This window comes from Mastigocoleus testarum BC008, assembly GCF_001456025.1.
Classification (GTDB): Bacteria; Cyanobacteriota; Cyanobacteriia; order Cyanobacteriales; family Nostocaceae; genus Mastigocoleus; species Mastigocoleus testarum.
Genome location: NZ_LMTZ01000117.1, coordinates 14507 through 34692 on the forward strand (window position 1 = coordinate 14507; position 20186 = coordinate 34692).

11 protein-coding genes are annotated in these 20186 nt (G+C 38.1%); all 11 read right to left on the reverse strand.

Annotated features, from left to right (window positions below; translation table 11 throughout):
- Nucleotides 1–732 precede the first annotated feature (732 nt).
- Nucleotides 733–1509 (reverse strand): hypothetical protein, encoded by a 777-nt coding sequence (locus BC008_RS29450; RefSeq protein WP_027845370.1) that lies wholly within the window; start codon nt 1507–1509, stop codon nt 733–735.
- Nucleotides 1510–1691: 182 nt separating this feature from the next.
- Complete coding sequence (locus BC008_RS29455; RefSeq protein ID WP_161938178.1) at nt 1692–2102, reverse strand: mannose-binding lectin; 411 nt, start codon at nt 2100–2102, stop codon at nt 1692–1694.
- A 505-nt stretch (nt 2103–2607) separates the two neighbouring features.
- The gene (locus BC008_RS29460; RefSeq protein ID WP_058184120.1) at nt 2608–2985 is read right to left on the reverse strand and encodes a hypothetical protein; all 378 of its coding nucleotides are present in this window, start codon (nt 2983–2985) and stop codon (nt 2608–2610) included.
- A 381-nt stretch (nt 2986–3366) separates the two neighbouring features.
- A complete protein-coding gene (locus tag BC008_RS29465) occupies nt 3367–3801 on the reverse strand; it encodes a hypothetical protein (RefSeq protein ID WP_058184121.1) in 435 nt (144 codons plus the stop codon).
- Nucleotides 3802–4214: 413 nt separating this feature from the next.
- Complete coding sequence (locus BC008_RS29470; RefSeq protein ID WP_027845371.1) at nt 4215–4733, reverse strand: helix-turn-helix domain-containing protein; 519 nt, start codon at nt 4731–4733, stop codon at nt 4215–4217.
- A 126-nt stretch (nt 4734–4859) separates the two neighbouring features.
- Nucleotides 4860–5621, reverse strand: coding sequence for a hypothetical protein (locus tag BC008_RS50785; RefSeq protein ID WP_063800833.1), 762 nt, complete (start codon nt 5619–5621; stop codon nt 4860–4862).
- Nucleotides 5622–6244: 623 nt separating this feature from the next.
- Nucleotides 6245–8452: an AAA family ATPase gene (locus BC008_RS29480; protein ID WP_058184122.1), complete on the reverse strand. Its 2208-nt coding sequence runs from the start codon at nt 8450–8452 to the stop codon at nt 6245–6247.
- 46 nt (nt 8453–8498) lie between these two features.
- On the reverse strand, nt 8499–9071 hold the full coding sequence (locus BC008_RS29485) for a hypothetical protein (RefSeq protein ID WP_027846770.1): 573 nt from the start codon (nt 9069–9071) through the stop codon (nt 8499–8501).
- A gap of 50 nt (nt 9072–9121) precedes the next feature.
- A complete protein-coding gene (locus tag BC008_RS29490; RefSeq protein WP_201026191.1) occupies nt 9122–16201 on the reverse strand; it encodes an eCIS core domain-containing protein in 7080 nt (2359 codons plus the stop codon).
- A gap of 296 nt (nt 16202–16497) precedes the next feature.
- The gene (locus BC008_RS29495) at nt 16498–17922 is read right to left on the reverse strand and encodes a helix-turn-helix domain-containing protein (protein ID WP_027841932.1); all 1425 of its coding nucleotides are present in this window, start codon (nt 17920–17922) and stop codon (nt 16498–16500) included.
- Nucleotides 17923–18125: 203 nt separating this feature from the next.
- Nucleotides 18126–20186, reverse strand: a complete 2061-nt coding sequence (locus BC008_RS29500; protein WP_027841931.1) for a phage tail protein — start codon at nt 20184–20186, stop codon at nt 18126–18128.

Genomic DNA, 20186 nt, shown 5'->3' on the forward strand with positions numbered 1-20186 from the left:
TCCCAGACAATAAGAATAATAATATATTTTGCCATAATTTCGGAATTAATAGAAAGCTTGGTATTATTGCACCAAATCCACATAAAATTAATGATATGTAACCAAATAGGATATTATATTGTCCAGTTAAGATATTAAATTGCTGTAATCCATAGATGATACCACCTACTATAAGTAGTGATAATCCAGCGAGCGAATTTGATTGTGAATTTATATTATGTTTTGTTTATTTTGGTTGTATGTCTGTCATTAAAAAAGTGAGAATACAAAGTATAACAGTACAAACAACTGTAACAATCAATATTATCTTTGGATCTGCTTTAATACCCGGTATTTGATTGATAAAGTAGGCCAAAATACCGTTAATTAGTACTGTAAATATTGGCGCTAAATAGTATTTTGTAAATTTAGGCATACTTTTCGAGTACTTTTAGCTATTTGTATTTTTATAAACAGAGAATTGGCATATCTAAATATTCACATTTAACCACATCTAAATATTTAATTATAGGATTTCAGGTTACAAAACCCTAAACAGCTTATTATTAGACATCTCCGAAAAAGAATATAAAAGCCTTGTGTTGTCAGGGGTGATATCTCATTCCTGGAGATGTCTATTATATTTCGCCAAAATCATACTGATAATATATGAGGTGCGTTACGCTTCGCTAACAGCACCCTACAAATCATTGCAAAATAGAAAGAATCTTCCCAAATATTAAGTATTTTGAATTATGCTCTCTTCAAATTCTTAAATAAACTAATTATCACCAAAGCTGTTACACATAAAAAAGCCACAATCTTGATGATATGGTTTTCCCAATTTTTAATTGCGATCGCAACTAAAGCCCAAATAGTTACACCTGTATAAGTAAGGTCTCTATTTTGCAGGACAGTAACGACAGAAATTGCAGCAGCGACCAATGTCATAATTACAGTCCAAGCTTGAGCAGATATACCCCAACTATTCCAATTTTGAGCGTACAAAGCAGAGGCGACATTAACAACCGTAGCAACGCTAATCCAACCTAGATAAATCCCTATGGGATAATGAACGCACCATCTTTTGACACGAGATGTCGCAGTCTTACTAGTTCCCAAATGCAGATATGTTGCAATCAGTGGTAGCAAAATTATAACCATTGCGACTACTGAAAGTGTAAATAAACGAAATGAAAACAAATATACCCAAATACTTTGAGCAATAGATGCAATTACTAAAAAATACCCGATTTTACGTAAATCGGGGTCATTTCTCTGGTTAGGTAAGACTTGATAAGTAGCGAAAGCAAATAATCCGAGGTAGATTAACCCCCAAATAACAAATGCATAATTAGCAGGAATAATCAAAACTTCTTTGAACAAAGTATTAGAGATTTGACCAATAGTAAGTCCATTAAACGGGAAAATATTTGATGCAACGTTGACGACGAAAGCTAGGATAATTGCTACAAGAGTGACAATTTGTCGCAGAAAATCCCGGTGGTTACTAGATGAAGAATGCTGCATGGAATTGAAGAAAATTACCTATTTTCAATATTCTCACTTCCCCAATAAGGAATACAACTCTCCTAAATCGGGAGAAAGGGTATGGTGATTATTAGATATAAATAATACTTCAATCCCACAACTAAAAACCTAAGCTATTAAACAGTTTTGAGTTTCAATATATTAAATGACTGTGACTATTCTTAGTAAGTCAATCGTCCGTTTCTATTGTGAATATCATTTAACCTAATTGAGGTATTTCTGTATCTACCATTTCTTTTTCTACAAGATGCGACTAATGTACTTCCTCTAACTCCAATTTTACGACAACTTCTTTGGAAGGAGGCTGATTCTCTTCCACCACTAAATCTTAGGACGCCGTTATCATTATAAATTCCCTGTAAACGTATTGAACTTTTCTTATAGCGACCATTTATCATACGACAACTGGATTGCAAGTAAGCATTACCCCTAAAACTTACTATTCCGCTCCTGCGACAGGTTTTCTGAAAAGTTGATGGGGCAGCAGAAGCGGGGGGATTAATTGCTAAAATAGCAGAACTACCAACGATTATTGCACCAACTGATAGTAAGAGTTTCTTTTTAATAGACATAACTTTATCCTTTATCTTTTGATAGGTTAGTTTTTCAAAATTCTGTTTTGGCTTGTTTGCCATTCTTTCTATACATTAATAAATTCATGCTTGCAAAATAAACTACAAAATCTGGTCTATTTAATACACTTTTTTGAACAAATATTAGCGTAATTATGCACGCAGTATTGCAGAAAACTGCATGCTACCTATCGAATAATGCATTACAATGTAAGGCCGGTAAAGGTTAATTTAAGTTACTAAAAGCTAAGAAAAGTAATAGTTTAACTGAAGCTTACAAGCTCCTAGTAATAGGGTATAACGAATAAAAAGCTGCTCAAGATGTCTAATAATGAGTAGCTTTATATATCAATTAACTTTCAGATTGTAACCTTGAATTATTTATCAGCTTTCTTCGGGACCTACAATATTAGCAGCAGGAGGATTACTATCGTCACCGATCGTTATCTTAATATTAATCTTCTTCCTTGACGGTCAAAAGTATCTTTCCCAGGTGTTTTAAACTCTATTTTTTAGGACATTTTGATACAGCACAGAAGGAGGAAATTTTATTAGCAAACCTACCAAGACTTCGTCCCGTGTTGGGTCTGACCACAGTAGATCGACCTTTGAAATTTTTCCCAGTATAGAACCTCCAGGCTACACTGCTATTGATTTCAACAAAATCAGCTCTATTATCAAAACCAACTTTACTGAGATCTGATATACCGCTGTTACTCCCAAATGAGCCTCTTCTATCTCTATCCCTTAAAGTTACTTCTTTTAAAGCTCTCGAATTTCTTCTAGGTCTTGCAGATGCTTCTGAAAGAGTAAGCGTAGTTCCAGCAACAGAAGTTAATGTTAAAAGTGCTAGAGCAGTTAGCTGTTTATTAAATTTGAACATGATTGTTATTTCCTAGGTTGAGGATTTATCGTAAAACTTTGCTTTATGTATTTCCAATTAATAGATTAATGTATTTGATTTAGTCAGATAAACTACAAAAAGTGGTGTTTGCATTACATTTATGTGAATATTAATATGCTGAATTATGTATGTTAAATGCCAGAAAAGTGTATGCTATCTATCAAATGCCAAACATAATTTAATTGTAAAAAAAGATTAATTTAAGTTGATTAAATATAAAAAATTAACAAATAAACTGAGTCTTAAAAGCTTATAACATAGGATATGACGAATAAAAAGCTACTCAAAATGTCTAATAATGAGTAGCTTTATATAAAAATTAAGTTTTAGATTTTAACCCTGAATTATTTTTTTATAAGTCTATTCCTCAAAAGGAGCTATTTGAGGGACAGGACCATCTGTACCACCAGTTTTTAACACTAACTTTCTTCCTTGACGGTCAAAAGCATTTCTTCCGGGTGTTAGTCTTACACTTGCAACTCTGTATCCTTGACCAATAATTTCATCATATTTGACTAATGGATGACGTACTCTACGTCTAAGTTTAAAACAACGTCGGAAACTAAATTGTCCTTTTGAACGTAAAAAAGATTTCCTTCTTCCAAGATTGAAGTCAACTCCACGATTAGTTCTGTTTATGAGAGTATACCTATAACAACGTCGTCTAATTTTGGTCGGGCGTATTTCTTGTGCAATTGCACTATCAAGAAATATCATTCCTCCTAACATTGATGCTAAAGCTGCACCACCAAATAGAATATGCTTTAGATTTATTTTTTTTGTTGTATTTTTCATAGTTTTAGCTTTAAATAAAGAATTGAAATAAATAGAGATTTTCGCTTTTTTACTGACTATTTATTTATTTCGTAATACCAATCTATCCTTGAGATATCGGGTAATAGTTACGTATTTTTCGGAATTAAGAGACAAAACAATTAAGTATTTTTAGATTTTCACACTTTGGGGTTGTTATATCCTGTTTTTATAAGTTTTTTTGGAAAAAAATTAAATGCAATAACGATAGCAAATAACTGTCTAAACAATTACTCACTACCACCATCATTAATATTTGCTAGATCTACTCGAATAGACTCTATTTAAAACTCAAATTTTAGTGATTTTAATTTTTGTTAGCAAAGCTACTTTGACTTTCACGTAGCGTTACAATTGCTATATTACTTCGACTTTCCTTGGTTTTATCTTTAGTTTTAGACGACTTTACAGCGTTGTGCTTTCCTCCAAGCATCTGGAGTATTGTTATAGTAACCGTGAAACTGTTCGTAGAAATGATTGATATTTTGATAACCTACATCTAAAGCAATTTGCTTCACTGAGTGGTTAGTTTCTAAAAGTAAACGCTTTGCTTCTACTATCCGACGTTCGACAATCCAATTATTAACTGTTTTCCCTGTCAGTCTTTTTACTAAATCAGTTAAGTAAGCAGAGGAATAACCCACAGCTTGAGCTACTTTTTTTAAACTAATAGGTTGATCGTAATTTAATTCAATAAACTCAAATACTTCCTTTAGTCTAGAAGTCGATGGGAATATAGACTCAGAGTAATTTGATTTTTTACTTGCTTCAGTACTATAAATCTTCTTATCTGCTAACTGAATTTTAATAAAGTCATTTTTTGCACTAATAACCTCAAATCCTGCCTTTTTTAGGCATTTAACTACAAAATTTTTGGTTTTAGTATGTTCATTGTCGAATACAATCTTAATCATTGTCTCTTGAATACTTGAGATAAATCATAGGTGATCCTATTATTTCTTCACTTGAGAGCAACCCTATTTATCTCAAATAGTCTATTTTTTAATAAAAATTATTATTTTATAACCTACTTGTATGTATTATTTGGATGTTTTCCCTTGGGTAACGACACCACATCTGAGATCCTTTATAGCTTCCGAACTGGGGATACAATAAACCTGTACTGATTTAATTGCAGCATCATCACGAAATTCCTTTGTTTGGTTATATTCTCCTTGTTGAGATTTGTAGATACCTGCAAAGTTGTTAGGTGATGTTGAGGGACGAAAAGCGATATTTTTGGGTTGATTTGCAAAACTGACAGACTCTCGAGACTCATTAGCAGTGCTGTAAGCTAGAGTTGCTTCACCGTAAGCAGCTTGTGCATCTTTAATTGTTGTTCCGACCCCTATTCCTTTATCCGTACGATAATCAGGGTTGTCAGTAATTATTGTTGTAATAACATCGGAATCAGAGAAAGTGGTGTTAGCGGGATAGATGATGTGATATTGGGTGTTTCCATCTTTATTCACAGAAATTGCATCAAAATCTACCATGAAAGGTGATTTCACCTCAAATTTGACTTCGGAACCTAAGGATTTTTTCAGTTCCCCGTAAGTCATTCCTAAGCGCGCATCACCAATTCCTTGGGGAGATATGAGGTGGGAAGAATTGACCTTAGTTGTTTTAGGTGATGTCGAAACTAGATCTGTGCTTGGACTTGCTGAGGTTTCTTCGGAAGTAGTTGTAGAAGTAGGTGGGCTACAACTAGCGAGGGTTACTAAGATGCTGAGAACAAATAATGGGTAAATAAACAGGTTCTTGATTTTATTATTTTCGCTGCTTGATAAAGTCTTAATCATTCTCTATGGGATGTTATTTGAGATAAATTAGGGTTTATTTTACAGTTGAGCGACTTAAGAGCAACCCTATTTATCCGAAATACGGTAAATATTTAATAAAAGTTTGTAAAACTTGGAAGTAAAAACAGATATACCCAAATACCGTAAGCAATGGATGCAATTACTAAAAAATACCCGAATTTAGGTAAATCGGGCTCATGATTCTGAACGGGTAGGATTTGATAGATTTCTGTATGAGAAATTATTGAGAGAAGTAGGACTGGAAGTTTTTAAATAGGTATGTTGATATAGCGATCGCCCGCAGATTTGTGAATAGATAAATCCTGTAGAGACGTTGCATGCAACGTCTCTACAATCTTGATTCTCATGAGTGATTTAGGATTACTATATTTCGCTATGACTGAACTATATTTATCTATATCCCGTACGGTAAATTACTGATACTAAATCCGGTTTAATTACCCCTTTTTAGAATGAGAGAGGGAAGTGTGGAAAGTGTGGGGGAAAATCCCAAAAAATATAAAGGGGTTTTAAAAATCGGATTTGGTATGAGGTAATGATTGAAAAAATTGGAGCCTAAAAGCCCTCAGTTTCTCCTTTTACTGGATCTGAATTTTTGAACTTTAACTAAATGCTCCATTAGCAATCACCCGACCCATTTTTTGATACTCCCGTCGAGCCGCCCAGAGTAGGTGATTCATTCCTACTGTACCGCCATCATCGGCTGCAAGGAAGGCGGCTGCGAGGGCTATGTTACGGATGTTACCACCGGCTATTTCGAAGCGTTCTGCCATCAAGTCTAAGTTTAAATCTGGGTTGCGGGGTGTGTCATCTGGCCAAATTTTTTCCCAGATGCGACGACGCTCTTTTTTATTGGGAAAGGGAAATTCCAGGCTGAAGTGCATCCGACGAATAAAAGCGTCATCCATATTTCCCCGCAGGTTGGTGGCTAGAATTACCATTCCTTGGTATTCTTCCATTCGTTGTAGGAGGTAGCTTACTTCGATATTGGCGTAGCGATCGTGGGAGTCACGAACTTCACTACGTTTACCAAATAGGGAGTCTGCTTCGTCGAAAAACAAGATTGCATTGCTGCTTTGAGCTTCGTTGAAAATTCGAGATAAGTTTTTCTCGGTTTCGCCGATATATTTACTGACGATGCTGGAAAGGTCTATTTTATAAAGGTCTAATCCCAATTCTCCGGCAATAATATCGGCAGACATGGTCTTACCTGTACCTGGTAAACCGGCGAAGAAAATGTTTAATCCTTTACCCATTGCTAGTTTGCGATCGAAGCCCCATTCTTCGTAGATCARWGCKYKGTRTTTGAGGGTGTTACAAATTTCTCGCAAGATTTGCAGTTGGTCGCTAGGGATAATAATATCACTCCACTTATAATGGGGTTCAATTTTCTTGGCGAGTTTGCTTAATTTACGGTTGGATTGCAGGCGACAAGCTGCGTACAAGTCGTCTATTATCAAGTTTTCCTGTCCGGCTTCGCGCCATTGGGCTAGGTTGCGGGCGGTGGCTGTTGCGTCTTCAATTTGACCACCACTAAAGCGGAATTTACTGGCTAATTCTTTCAGTTCTGTTTCGGAAGCAGGATTTCTTTTACTGTTTAAGTTCTTTAACTTTAAGTTCTTTGATTTTAAATTTTTCTCCCACAGTTGTACCCGTTGGTTGGTGGTAGGATAGGAAAATTCCACTCGTAGGAAACTGACATTTTTTAATGCGTCTGTTGGTTCCCAAATTATGTTTCCAGCGAGGAAAGTTAGTGGAATTTGTTGCTCTTGCTCTGACCATTGCTGTAAGAGTAAATTCAGCCACGGGTGTTTTTCCTCTTCGAGGAAGCTATCAAAGCCTTTCCAATATAAGGCTGCTTCTTGTAAGATTGTTTCACGATGGATTAAGCTAATTGCTGTTTGAAGTTCCCTTGGTTCAAGTTTGAGTAGTTGTTCTCCATCAACTATTAATAATCCTGTACCTAAGTTGTTGCAGATTGCTTCTGCTGTTGCTTGCTTACCGACACCGTAGTCACCCTGGAAGTAGAAGATAAAGTTGTTTGTAATTGCTGGTTTTTTCTCAATTAGCTTTTGGAAGCGTTGTTTGGTCTCATTTGGTAGTAATAAGTCTTCTAGGTTTTGTTCTGGTGTTTGATAATTTGTATAAAATTTGATTTGAGAGTCAATTTCGTTATCATCAAGTAAATAATTGACTATACGCTCTTCAATTTTTAGATATTTACTCAGCAGTGGTGCTTGAGGTTGAGATGGATCGTTGAATAAATTTAATAGGTGATGTTTTAACAGGGGAGAACTGGGAGTCAGGCTTTGACGGGCTTCTAGTTTGGCTTCTAAGTTGGGAGAAAGTAAGTTTAAAACTAGGTCTACGCTGGGTCGTTTTTTGGTGACATCACCGTGGAGGTAAGCGTAAAGACTTTCGTAGCGTAGGTCGAGTTCTGGTGCTAAACAGATCAGGAGGATATCAACATCGGTAGGGGTAAGGTCGAAGTCATGGGTGAGGGATTCTAGGCGTAATTTTATGCCTTTTTTTGTGCTTTCTGCCTGGCGTTGAGCAATATCAGCAGCTAAACTATCAAATACAGTTTTGATTTCGTCGTTAGATAATGGTGTTTCCGCAACAGCCCAACGGGGTACTCCGATTGGTATGGTGAGTAGTTCTTCTAGTTCTTGTTCGGATATATATAGTCCTTGGAATTCGGGATCGGTTGACTGGAGTTTTTGCAGTCGCTGGAGTTGGATTTGGATGAGTAAGTCGATTCTTTCTAGGTTCGCAAGTATGTGTTGTAGAGAAGTTTTGTAGTGTTTCATAATACAGCATATTCATTATGAATCATGTATTTACTTGTGTTTTGATTTACTCATCTTTATCGACTAAAAAGTTAATTTCCGACATCCAGTCTGTATCTGCAAATGAGGGTATTTTAAAAGAACTTAAAGCTTTTTCCACTGCCTCTTCTGCGGATTTTTTTATTTCTTGTTGGCGTTTTTCTTCTAAACGTTTTTTTCGTTCGCTGAAGAAATCTTGGCTTAAAGATGTGTAAAATTCATAGATTACTTGTGCTAGTAATTCAGGATTATCTTCTATTTTTTCTTCTATTTCTCCTAATTTGTTAATAAAATCTGGGAGACATTTTTCGATATTTGACTCGGAGAATATTTCTTCGAGCATTTTGGGGATTTCTTCTAGACTATCCTCACTGATTTTGATTTGTTCAAATAGCTTATTTAATTCTTTTTCGAGATGAGTATTAGCTTCTTCTTCTGTTATTTCAAAGGAAGAAATTGCTGTTAGTGCTACTTTCTTTTTTTTACCAGTGAGGTTAAAAAGGGTGAAATTTCCAGGGGGAATATTCTGGTTTTCGGGAATGAGAAAGTAGCGCGATCGAGTGGAGTCGATCCAGAGAGCAGGGGTATTTTTGTTGTTCATAAAAACCTCTAATAGTCTATCATTGTAGCTATACTTTCTATGCTTGATATTTAGCTGGGGTCGATCTCCATTGCATCCCCATTGGATTCAGAATTATTGTCAGTTCTTGTTGCTTGTAACCACAAATAATCTTGCTTAGCAACCTTGGAAGCCCATGGTATGTTCCAGTTCGAGATTTGCTGTGGGTTGAGAATTTGGTTTGGGTTCTGGGTCAGATATTGTTCCATTTGTTGCCAGCCATCTGCATAATCTTGCTTAGCCTGGTTGAAAGCGGGATTTCTATCCCAGTCCCTGTTTCCCCATCGGATAGAAGCCAAGCCAGTTTCATAATCTTGCTTAGCCTGGTTGAAAGCGGGATTTCCATCCCAGTCCCTGTTTCCCCCTCGGATGGAAACCAAGCCAGTTTCATAATCTTGCTTAGCCTGGTTGAAAGCGGGATTTCTATCCCAGTCCCTGTTTCCCCATCGGATAGAAGCCAAGCCTTGTTCAAAAGTCTCTTTCAGTCCTAGATAATTTGCCTCCAGATATGCAAGCCCCATAGTTCCTTGTTCTGCTTCGCCCAATTTCGTTCTAACGTCAGTAAAAATTTTGTCATTGTTTGCGTTATTTTGTGAGCTTTCGATTGCTTGTTGGTCTGGAGGAGAAGGTGGAGGAGTTTGATTTGTTGATGGTGGATTACTGCTGCTGGATTGATTAATTGAGGCTGTGATTTTTTCGTTTAATGTCTTTTGTAACAACCGAACTTCGTTCTTGTCTATATCCCCCCTGGTTGCATCCATGATGTGGTCAAAAATTTTGTCTTGATTATGCTTGTTTAAAATCTTTATCCTCATAAAGTCTGCTTGCCCTGTTTTTGGATTTATGTAATTCGTGAATTTAAGTAAGAGATCGTCACGAAAATTAGATTTTCTGAAAACTTCTTCTATTGCTAATTGTTCTGTATTTTGATGCAGCGATGCTGGCCAAGCATTTGTTATACGGGTATGACCTCCCGTTCCAGCTCCCATCATATGGGATATCTCTAAATACCACTTTGTCTTACCTGAAGAAAGAGTAGCCCATGTTAGACGGTTGTTTTCTGTCAATTGTTGTTCTAATGCACTTCTGTGTTGTTTTTGAGCATCTGACCACCCCCTTGGGCCGCGAGTTATGAAAATTGGAAGACCACTTGTTTTCCCTCCTTGGTTTTTCCATCCGTTTTGTCTTTCTCCTTTTACATGAACCCTTTCCAATTCTTGTTTCCACTGTTTATTTTGTTTATTTGTCAGATATGGCAGTTCTTTCAACAAGCCTAAATCTTGTGGAGTTCCCTTCTTGTAATAATTTTTATCTGGTATGTTCATTTTGGTATAGGGATTGCCCTTATCGTCAAACACTACTAGATAACCATTTATTTCTTGTTTATTGTTTGGAAATTTAGCGGCCAAATCTTCAATTTTATATTCATCAACTTTTGGTTGTACTGCTCGTCCTTTGGCTCCTCCAAATCCTCCACTTGTGCGCGGCAACTGCGATTTATTTTGTTCAAGCCAATCGGAAGCTTCTTTAAATGCTTTTCTATCTGTAGTTGGATCGATCATGTCAATCCAACTATTGCCGTAGTTATGCTTTAAACTGAGAATTGACACCTGTAGTGTTTCGTCTTCAGAAAGCTCTGTGTTTTGTTTGATAAAACTTTTCCATTTTTCTCTTAAATTATTTTCTGATAATCCCCCATGCTGGACATTTATTTTGTTCTTGTGAAATTCTTTTTGCTCAAGAAAATAAAGATACCCCCAATCCCTTAAAGTATCAAAATCATTTGGTTTTCCGAGAATTGATGATAGACTTTTCTTTTGGCTCGATCCGTCTAATTCGTATTGAGTTATAATTCCCTCATTCAAAAGTTTCAATAAATCTCTTATTTGAGTTGGAGCTAAACCGTTAGTTAAATCTTTTTGTATATCTTCTATTTTGCGATTATCTATTAGGTTTTTAATATCCTTGGGTGACAAAGTTAAATCTAGATCCTCAAGATCTTTCAGAATGTGATTGGCTCGATCGAGTTTTATATTTTCATCATTTTCTTGGTTAATCTTATTAATTTCATCCTTTAAGTTGTCACTCTTGATTTTCTCGTTTATTTTGTTTATTTCTTTCATTACGTCTTCACAACGCGAGCAGCGAATCACGCGACCATCTTGAAGAACTTTGATCTCATGTCCATCATCCGTCTTCTGTTTTGCAACCACACCAGGGTCGTTAACAGGATCGATTTCTGGTTTATCATAGTGAATGCTGCGATCGCCAGATTTAATTGTCTCAGGTGTTTTTTCCGTATCTAGTGGTTTGATTTCTGTAGTGCGCCCTGGAGTATTATCTGGAGTATTATCTTCAAGAATATCCCTTTCTCTTGTCGTCATTGGTACATCAGCGTCGGGTTGTAAACCTCTGGGTGTTTCTGTGTCTGCTAAGGGGCGATTACTAGATGTGCTAACGTCTGCCTCACTACGGCTACCGCCAAAAGCATTCTTAATCGGTCTTGTTACCGCAGAACCAACCCGCTGACCAAATTCAGCCCCACTTCTTTGGTAATTCTCAAACCCTTGAGCAAAGTTTTTGATTTTTTGACCAGCCCAAGAATCATATTTACTATTACGCTGTTTAGCGTTTTCTACATACTTCTTACGTTCATCTGGTTTTAGTTTGGAAAGTTGCTGAAGTTTTCCTGGATCTATCCCCGTTTCTTTTGCCAGCACATTGATTTCGTGGGGTTTCATACCAGGAAGCTTGTTAACCAGATCGGGGTTCTTATTAAAAGTATCAGAAACCTTAGCCCTATTACTAATTCCTTGTAGCTTATTTATCGAACCATCAACACTTGCCCCAATTGCCAGACCCATAAGAATTCCTTCAGCGGTAATTTCTTCGCCTGTCGCTAAATTGCCAACTATCTCACCAGTAATATCAAAAATAGAATTAACTCCAAACTCCCAGAAAGCTTTAGTTGTTCCTACACCCAATTTACCTGTCTGAGCTAGTAACCTACCAGCAACACCACCAGCAGTACCAAATAAACCGCCAATAGCACCCATTAATGCTGCTTTGCCTGTATCTTCCATTAGGTCTTTACCATCAATAGCATTAAATGCTATTTGAGATAAAAATCCAGCTAAAGCTCCTACGGCAGGAAGAATTATGGCTTGAGCAACAAGACCGAAACCAGCAGTGAAAACTGCAATGACTATTGATGCAATAATGACAGCAATTATTACAAGACCTTTTAAGAATACATCCAACCAATTAACATCATTAACATCATCTTGGTTCTCTTCTTCCTCTTTATGGGCTTTGGCCACATAGTTTTCTATATCCGTTTCTAAACAACCTAATGTTCCACAAAGACTTTTCCTGAGTTCAGGTACACTCTTTTCTAGATCTTTCTTTATTCGTTTGCCAGTACAATCAAGCGAGTTAATTAAATCATTAATGGCATTAGGCAATTCTTTTTGTATGTCTTGAGTAAAATCATCAATTTGTGTGCTGTAAGCATCTAGTGATTTTGTAAATGCACAATTTGAACTATTATTTAAGTCGGAAAATAGCTTTCTGGCTTCTTCAAAAGCTATTTCTATTTCCTCAATGCCTACTTGAGCTATTTTATTTACAGCATCAATAAGTTGTAATTCCCCTAGTTTGATACTTTGCTCGCTAGTTGCAATACCTAGTTCGATTTTTTCTTGCACTGTAGCAATATCGTTATCAAATACTTCGAGTATTTCTGCTATAGTTATACTCAAATCTTCAGGGTGGGGAGCTTCCATTCCCTGAAATTTATTATAAGAATCCTGTAGAACATCAAGCAGCTTTGTTGCAGTTTGATTTACTCCATCTTGTAACGACGCGATCGCCTTTTGAGCATCTGTTTCAATTGTTGATACTTGGCGATCGCCGTAAACCTGTAATATTTGTAATTGAGCAGTTTCTTGTCGATCTAATGATTGTAGAGTCCCTTCTAGATATTGATTTGTCTGTTTCGTTTGTATAGTTCTGATGCAATCAGCATCTGCAACACTGGTTTTCCTTAATTCTTCTAAATTATCATAAGTCTCGCGTTCATTTTTAAATAATTCTTGGCGAATTTGTTTTGTTGCACAGCAAATACTTTCAATAATATCTTTTTTGCTATCTACAAGGTCATTAGCCTGTTTATTAGCTTGATTTTGTAGTGATATTTTATAGTTATCTGTAACTTCTCGAGCTATTCTAGCTTTATCTTCACCTGTTAGACTTTTATTTAATAGCTCAGCTAGTTCTTTTTGCTTATTCACAAAATCTTCGTCAGAAACACTGTCATCATCATCACCAGTAAAAGTACTGAATTCTGATGGAAAAGTTATTACGTCTGTCGATTTATTCGATTCGTCGAACATGTCCTGCTTGAGTTCCTGGAAGACTTTGTCAGCCTCTGCCTTTTCGTCTGCAACTTCTAGTAAATATCTTGTTTCATAACTCCCTCCAATCTTCTCTGCGTCGATCGCTGCAGTTGTACCAGCTGATACATAATAATCAAAAGTCTTACCATAACAAGTGTCAATATTTTCAAGTAATTGGGATTGTTTCTCTCTAAGTTCGGTAAATACTTCTGTGTATTTAGATCCGATAGTTTCGATGGCTACCCTATTTTTTTCGTTAATCTTGCCGACTTGTTCTCCGTGTTGTGTTTCAATATTGAGTTGAGTTTCTCTAGCTAGACTTTCTGCTTGAATACGTTTTTGTTTTACTTGAGCAGAAATGATATCTTTTTGTTGCTGGACTGTTGAGAGTACGGCTGCTTTTGCATTTTCTGCAGTTATATTAATACGAGTAGATATACTTTCTCCTAGCTCTGTAAATGTGTGTACTCGCAAAGCTGCGTCTGTCAAAAACTTACTTGCCATGCTGCTTGCAGTAGCTCTTTGCTTTTCTAAAACCGTAGAATTATTTTCTGTATAGGTTTTTTCGCCTTGGGGCAATTTAAAGTTTATTTTAGCCGCAGTTAGCCGAATGATTTTACCTTGTGTAGCTCTCAGCCCAGTTTGTACATCTCTAGGGTTGTTTATAGCTTGGACTTTTTCTGCTATTGTTTCTGAATTATTTGATTCCCCTGTTACCAAATTTTGTTGAGTGTTTGGGGCTGTTATGGCCGAGCTTTGTTGATTTAACTTTGGTTTTGCTTCTAGTGAGGTATTTGCTGAAGGTTTTTTATTTAAAGCTTTTGTACCTTTGTTAGCTGTATTATCTGGTTGATTAACGTTATTTTCGCACGTAGAATCTTGTTCTAGACTTCCTTTTTCTGCTTCAATAACTTCTTGTTTTCCCCCACCTTCTTCTCCTTCCTTTCCTTCCTCTTCCGAAGGACACTTTTGTTCATCAGAAGACTCTTCTTGTTCAGTTTGTTCCTCATCTTGCTTACCACAATCATCAGAATTTAAGTCAGCTGTACTATCATTTTCTGATGAATCTTCTTGTTCAGTTTGTTCCTCATCTTGCTTACCACAATCATCAGAATTTAAGTCAGCCGTACTATCATTTCCTGATTCACTTCCAGTAATGTCTTCAGCCGTACTGTCATTTCCTGATATACCTTCGGTAATGTCTTCATTGTTACCACAATTATCAGAACCTGAGTCAGCCGTACTATTGTTTCCTGATGGCTCTTCTTGTTCAGTTTGTTCCTTTTGTTTGTCACCTGTATTTTGCTCACCACAATCATCAGAACCTGAGTCAGCCCTACTATTGCTTATTGATGGACGTCCAGTAATGCCTTCATTAGGAATTTCTCCTTTGGATCTTTTTGATTTATTATTACAAGTGCTGGCATGAGTTGCTGTTGTTACCTCAGGTGCTTCTTTTGATACAGACCCACCCGATTCTTCTTTCGCTTGAATAACACCTTCTGCTTTCTCTTCTTGCTCGCACTGAGCGCAAGCATGCTGTACTTCAGTATCTTCAGATACCTCAGAAACTTTTACTCCTGCGTCTTCCTTCGACTTAACCCCATCGCCATTTTGCTGCACCACATGAGTCAACTCATGGGCTAATAACTCCTGTCCCTGCTTACTTTCAGGAGTATATTCTCCCTGACGGAAAAAGATATCTTGCCCGATAGTAAAAGCCCGCGCTTTGATAGAGCGTGTCAGCGCGTCTGCGTTGGCATCTGCATGAATCCTCACCCTGCTAAAATCCTTACCAAATGCCTGTTCCAGTTGTTGTCGAAGCTGCCCTGGTAGGGGTTGTCCCTTACCCCTTTGGCGTTGAATGGAACTAGTCAAATCTGGCGTGGCTTCTACCCTACCTCCAGTCGCCTTGCGCTGCACCATCAGGTCTTCATTGTCTGCATCTTCTGACATTTCTTCTGGATGCAAAGCCTCAGTTTCCGGCTGACGCTGCACCATCAGGTCTTCATTGTCTTCATCCCTTGACATTTCTTCTGGATGCAAAGCCTCAGTTTCCGGCTGACGCTGCACCATCAGGTCTTCATTGTCTTCATCCCTTGACATTTCTTCTGGGTGCAAAGCCTCAGTTTCTGGCTGACGCTGCACCATCGGGTCTTCATTGTCTTCATCCCTTGACATTTCTTCTGGGTGCAAAGCCTCAGTTTCTGGCTGACGCTGCACCATCAGGTTTTCCTTATCTTCCTCCTCTGACATTTCTTCTGATGGTAAAGCCTCGGTTTCTGGCTTCATTTGAACCCGATCGTCTTTTTGCCCGCACCCGCTGCATTTTTGTTGTATTTGTGGAGAATCCGTTTCCTCTTCGACTTTGGCGCGTTCTTCTTTTGGTGCAGTCTCAGATTCAACTTCTGATTCACTCATCTTCTGTATCACCTGATGCGCCGTACGATCTGCTTCTTGCTCATACTTATCCCCCGCTTGACCAATAGTTAATTTTGCCTGAATTACTGGTTTTTCCCTTGGTGTAACAGATGTTTCCTCTTTATTAGCCCGGGCTATTTTCAACACCCGATTCACATAATCATTCCCATGCTGTTGCTGTAGCAGTAACAGTAATTCCTGTTTAGAAGATTGCTGACTTGCCGGAGCGCGATTTAAAATAGCAGCGTGCGCGCTAGGGTTAGGAGCATTACCCATCCGGGAGAGCTGCTTCAACAGTGGATTATATTGAACAGGGCTTGGACGAACAGCGCTCTTCTGGGTTAAAAGGGACTTTTTATTGGCAGTTTTTAGCTTTGGTGCATACATGGGTGGTGCGGGGGGGGTGAAGAATTAGTCTTGGGTATAAATTTGAGACGAGGAATGGAGAACCGGGAGCAGGGAGCAGGGAGCAGGGAGCAGGGAGCAGGGAGCAGGGAGCAGGGAGTAGATTTTATAAATCGATAAGGTATAGCTATATAAATAAATAATTTTGAACTTTGTAGAGACGTAGCATGCTACGTCTCTACGACTTATTCAACTAGGATATACCTGCTACGACCGCTACGCTCGATCGCACCTTCATTGACCAACTTATCTAGTTCGGTATCTACGCTGGAACGCTCCACATCCAATTCTCGACTGATTGCGGTCATAGTCATACCTTCGGGATTATTTGCAAGTAATTCTAGAATTCGATCTCTTAAAGAAGGTGCTTTTGCTCCAGCTATTACCCAGTAAACTACTTCCACCTCCTTGAGGTCAAGTTCGCTTAAATTGGGGTCGCAACCGTGAATTTCAAAGCTTTTATTATAGGGTTGTGGAACATAAGCAACATAGGTGCGCGGTAATTCAGGATGGGAACCAAAAACAAAACGCAACCCCGATTTATTATCTTGTTCTCCTAAAGTGGGAGTAAAAACAGGAGGAACAGTAGCAGGTAATAAAGGAGCTAACATTACTGAAAAAGGTTCTTCTGGATTGAGTTCATTAATCTCAACGGTGACAGGTTGGAGAGAACCCTTGGGTAACTCCTCATTAGTTGTCAATTCCAACACTTCCTTACCCGTAAATACCCGGCTACGGTTTTGAGTACTTGGTTCGGTCATTCCAGAAGCGAGGGTAAAATCAAATTGTTGTGGTTCCTCTGTTGGGGTAATGGTAATACTTTCATCGGAAGATATGAAACTATTAGCATCAATTCTGGGAGTTGCGATCGCTTCTTTGGTTAAATCATAGACGTGGCTGAGCAGATCGTACAACATGGGATTACTGCGCAGAACGGGGCGATATTTTTGGGTTTCTTCCTCATTGAGAGTCGCTTCTCCTCCTTCTGAAATATCGACTACGGCTAAGGGAATTTGATCGTATTTATTTCGAGAACAAGTTTTTAATGCTTGGTTATGATATTGTCGGACTAGTTCATCTAACGATTCTGCAGTCATTTCAGAGTCAGAATTTTCAGTATCAGAATCTTCAGTATCAGAATCTTCAGTATCGGAATCCTTAGTTGGTGGTGCTTCAGAACTAAGGGAAAGACTATAGCTTTCTTCAATTCGGTTATAACGACCCTCTGATTCATCAGCAGAACCGTTTGCTAAATCTGCAACAGGTTCTTTAGAACGCTCATCATATTCAATATAGATGTATTTTTTACCCGGTGACTTGATTTCTAATTGCTCGGATTTGGTTTTGCTGACAACAATTTCACATCCACAGCGATCTAAAGCAACCCCTGGAGTTAAACTAACGCTGAGTAGATCTGTTTCCTGTTGCTCTTTAAGTTCAATTTCTAAACCGCAGACAATTCCTTCCCCCAAAATCAAACGATTGATGAGGTGATTTTTTTCAATACCATATCTTTGTTCCAGTTCAAAATCGCGAACCGTTAGCAGCTTACTATAAAAATATTTGTTCCGCTCAAAGGTTGATAAAGAGCATCCGTTATTTTTTACCATAGTGATTTCTCCTGTCTTTAATAATTCTGAATTCTTGTATCTGTTATTTATCCTTCTTGTAGGAGACGCGACATGTCTCGTCTCTACAATTCCTGACTCCTGTACAGACGCGACATGTCTCGTCTCTACAATTTCTGACTCCTGTACAGACGTAGCATGCTACGTCTGTACGACTTTTGACTTTTGACTTTTGAATTTTGACTTCAATTGAGCACTGTATCTAAACTTACTCTCGAACGTATTCCAATCTGTGCAAATTCTTCTGTGTCGGTTAAAGTACTATCCTGAGAAATTGCTGCTCCTTCCTGAAGACGTAAAACTGGCTCGAATATGCGGGTGTTAAACTCTAGATAGCTCTCCCGATCCAAAGCAATCCAAGGTTGTAATATTCTTACCGAGGCTTCCGTATAAGCTGGTTTTTCTGATTCAATTAAGCGTTGTAAGGTTTGCAGTTCTTTTTCGTTTTCGATATGAGAGTTATCAAGCAAAACCCAAAAACGGAAAGGGTTGTCGCCATAAAGCTGTTTCAATTCACTACGGTTTACTTGGTTATTAGCTGAACTATTAGCTAAGCTTGTTACTTGAAAAGGCTCAATGAGCAAAGGACGAGAGCCGGTAAAAATTTCTACAGTTCCAGCAATTCCTTCTCTAGTACCCCGCTGCTGGTAAAGTTGGGGAGCTTTTTGCATCAGTTGACGCAATTGTGCTGACGTCCAATTTTCATCTACTGCGATCGCTAACCAACCAGCTAACCAAGGTAAGAAATCTTCAGAAACTACCTCAGCATCAAAATAGCGGACGATATGGTCGATCTGTTTTTCTATATTGGTTAAACTAGTTTCAAAAATCGAGAGAAAGCGTTCGAGAAAATCGCGACTTTCTTCGTCTTCTTGATAGACCACCGGTAAGTAACGCAGGTAAGATAGACGAGGAAAGTACACCCGCAAACTTTTTAAAATTGGTGTTTCCCGCTCGTTACCGATCAGTTCTACTTTTAAATAAAGATAACGTCCAGCAGGTCCGCGAATCAGAGCATCTCGAGGATTAATTAGAGGTTCCGACCATTGGCGAATTTCGCGGGGGTCATCACTAATGGCATAATAAACTTTGATTTGGGTATTAGTTGGAATATGAGCATCTAATACAATTTTGTGCCAGCGTTGTCCGGGATTAGTGCTGTCGAGAACTTGGGAACGGAAAATTCCTGATGGTAATCTTTGCTGCTGCGGTCTTAACAACCGCTTTTCTCCCCGCAAAATATTGATTTCTTGACGTTTGGAATTAAAGATAAACAGACGATTGTTGCGATCAAGGACAAGTTTTGTGACCGCACCTCGATAACCCGCAACTAATTCAGTGATGTCCCCTGATGGGAAAAAGTGAAAAATGAATCGTTCTTCTTCTTCTCCCACACCTAAAGGACGGCGATCGCCAATGTAGAAATTTCCTTCCTCATCAAGTGCTAATCCAGAGGGTTCTATGCTTTGAGGAATTAATTCTCCTAAATCAAGCCTGGATTGAGATTCGGTGGGACTACCATCAAGGTTAAATCTCACCACTGTTTCCCCGTCGAGGACACAAATATGTTTATTATCTCGATTAGAAGTAAGAGTATTAGAAGTAAGAGTATTAGAAGTAGAAGTATTAGTAGCAATAATATTAGAACTAGAACCAAGAGCGATCGCTTTGGGTGATATCAGGTCACCCCTAGTAAATCCTGCTGTTGGTATTTCTTGTCCCGAGGGAGCATATTTTGCAATTAGATGTTCACCAATATTTAATAAAATATATAGTGTTCCATCGCGATCAGCGACCATATCGATCGGCTTCATCCCTAATGGAAGGGTCACCATCCATCGAACTTCCCAGTTAAGTCGATGAGCAAAAGCATAAATACGAGTTTGGTTTGACGGTTGAAATTCGTCTGCGACGTAAATAGTTGAGGGACTATAAGCAATATTGGTAGGAGAGTCGAATAAATCTTGGAGAAAATCAATGGACTCAGAATAGTTTTGCTGAGAATCGAACAAGACAATTTGTCGATTTTTAGCGTCAAGCAAATACACTTGAGCCAATTCTCCCACTGAGAAATCGACGATATCAAAACGTCTCAGTTGCTGCTTAGAGAAAAACCGCTCGGGGAAAAACTGCAAACCGGATCTGAGTTGGACTCCCTCGTCACCAACAGTCAAATTGTCCAGGTCTCCCCCTTCCCAATCCGCTTTTGTATTCAGAACTAAAAATTGAAATTCTTTTGGTTTCAT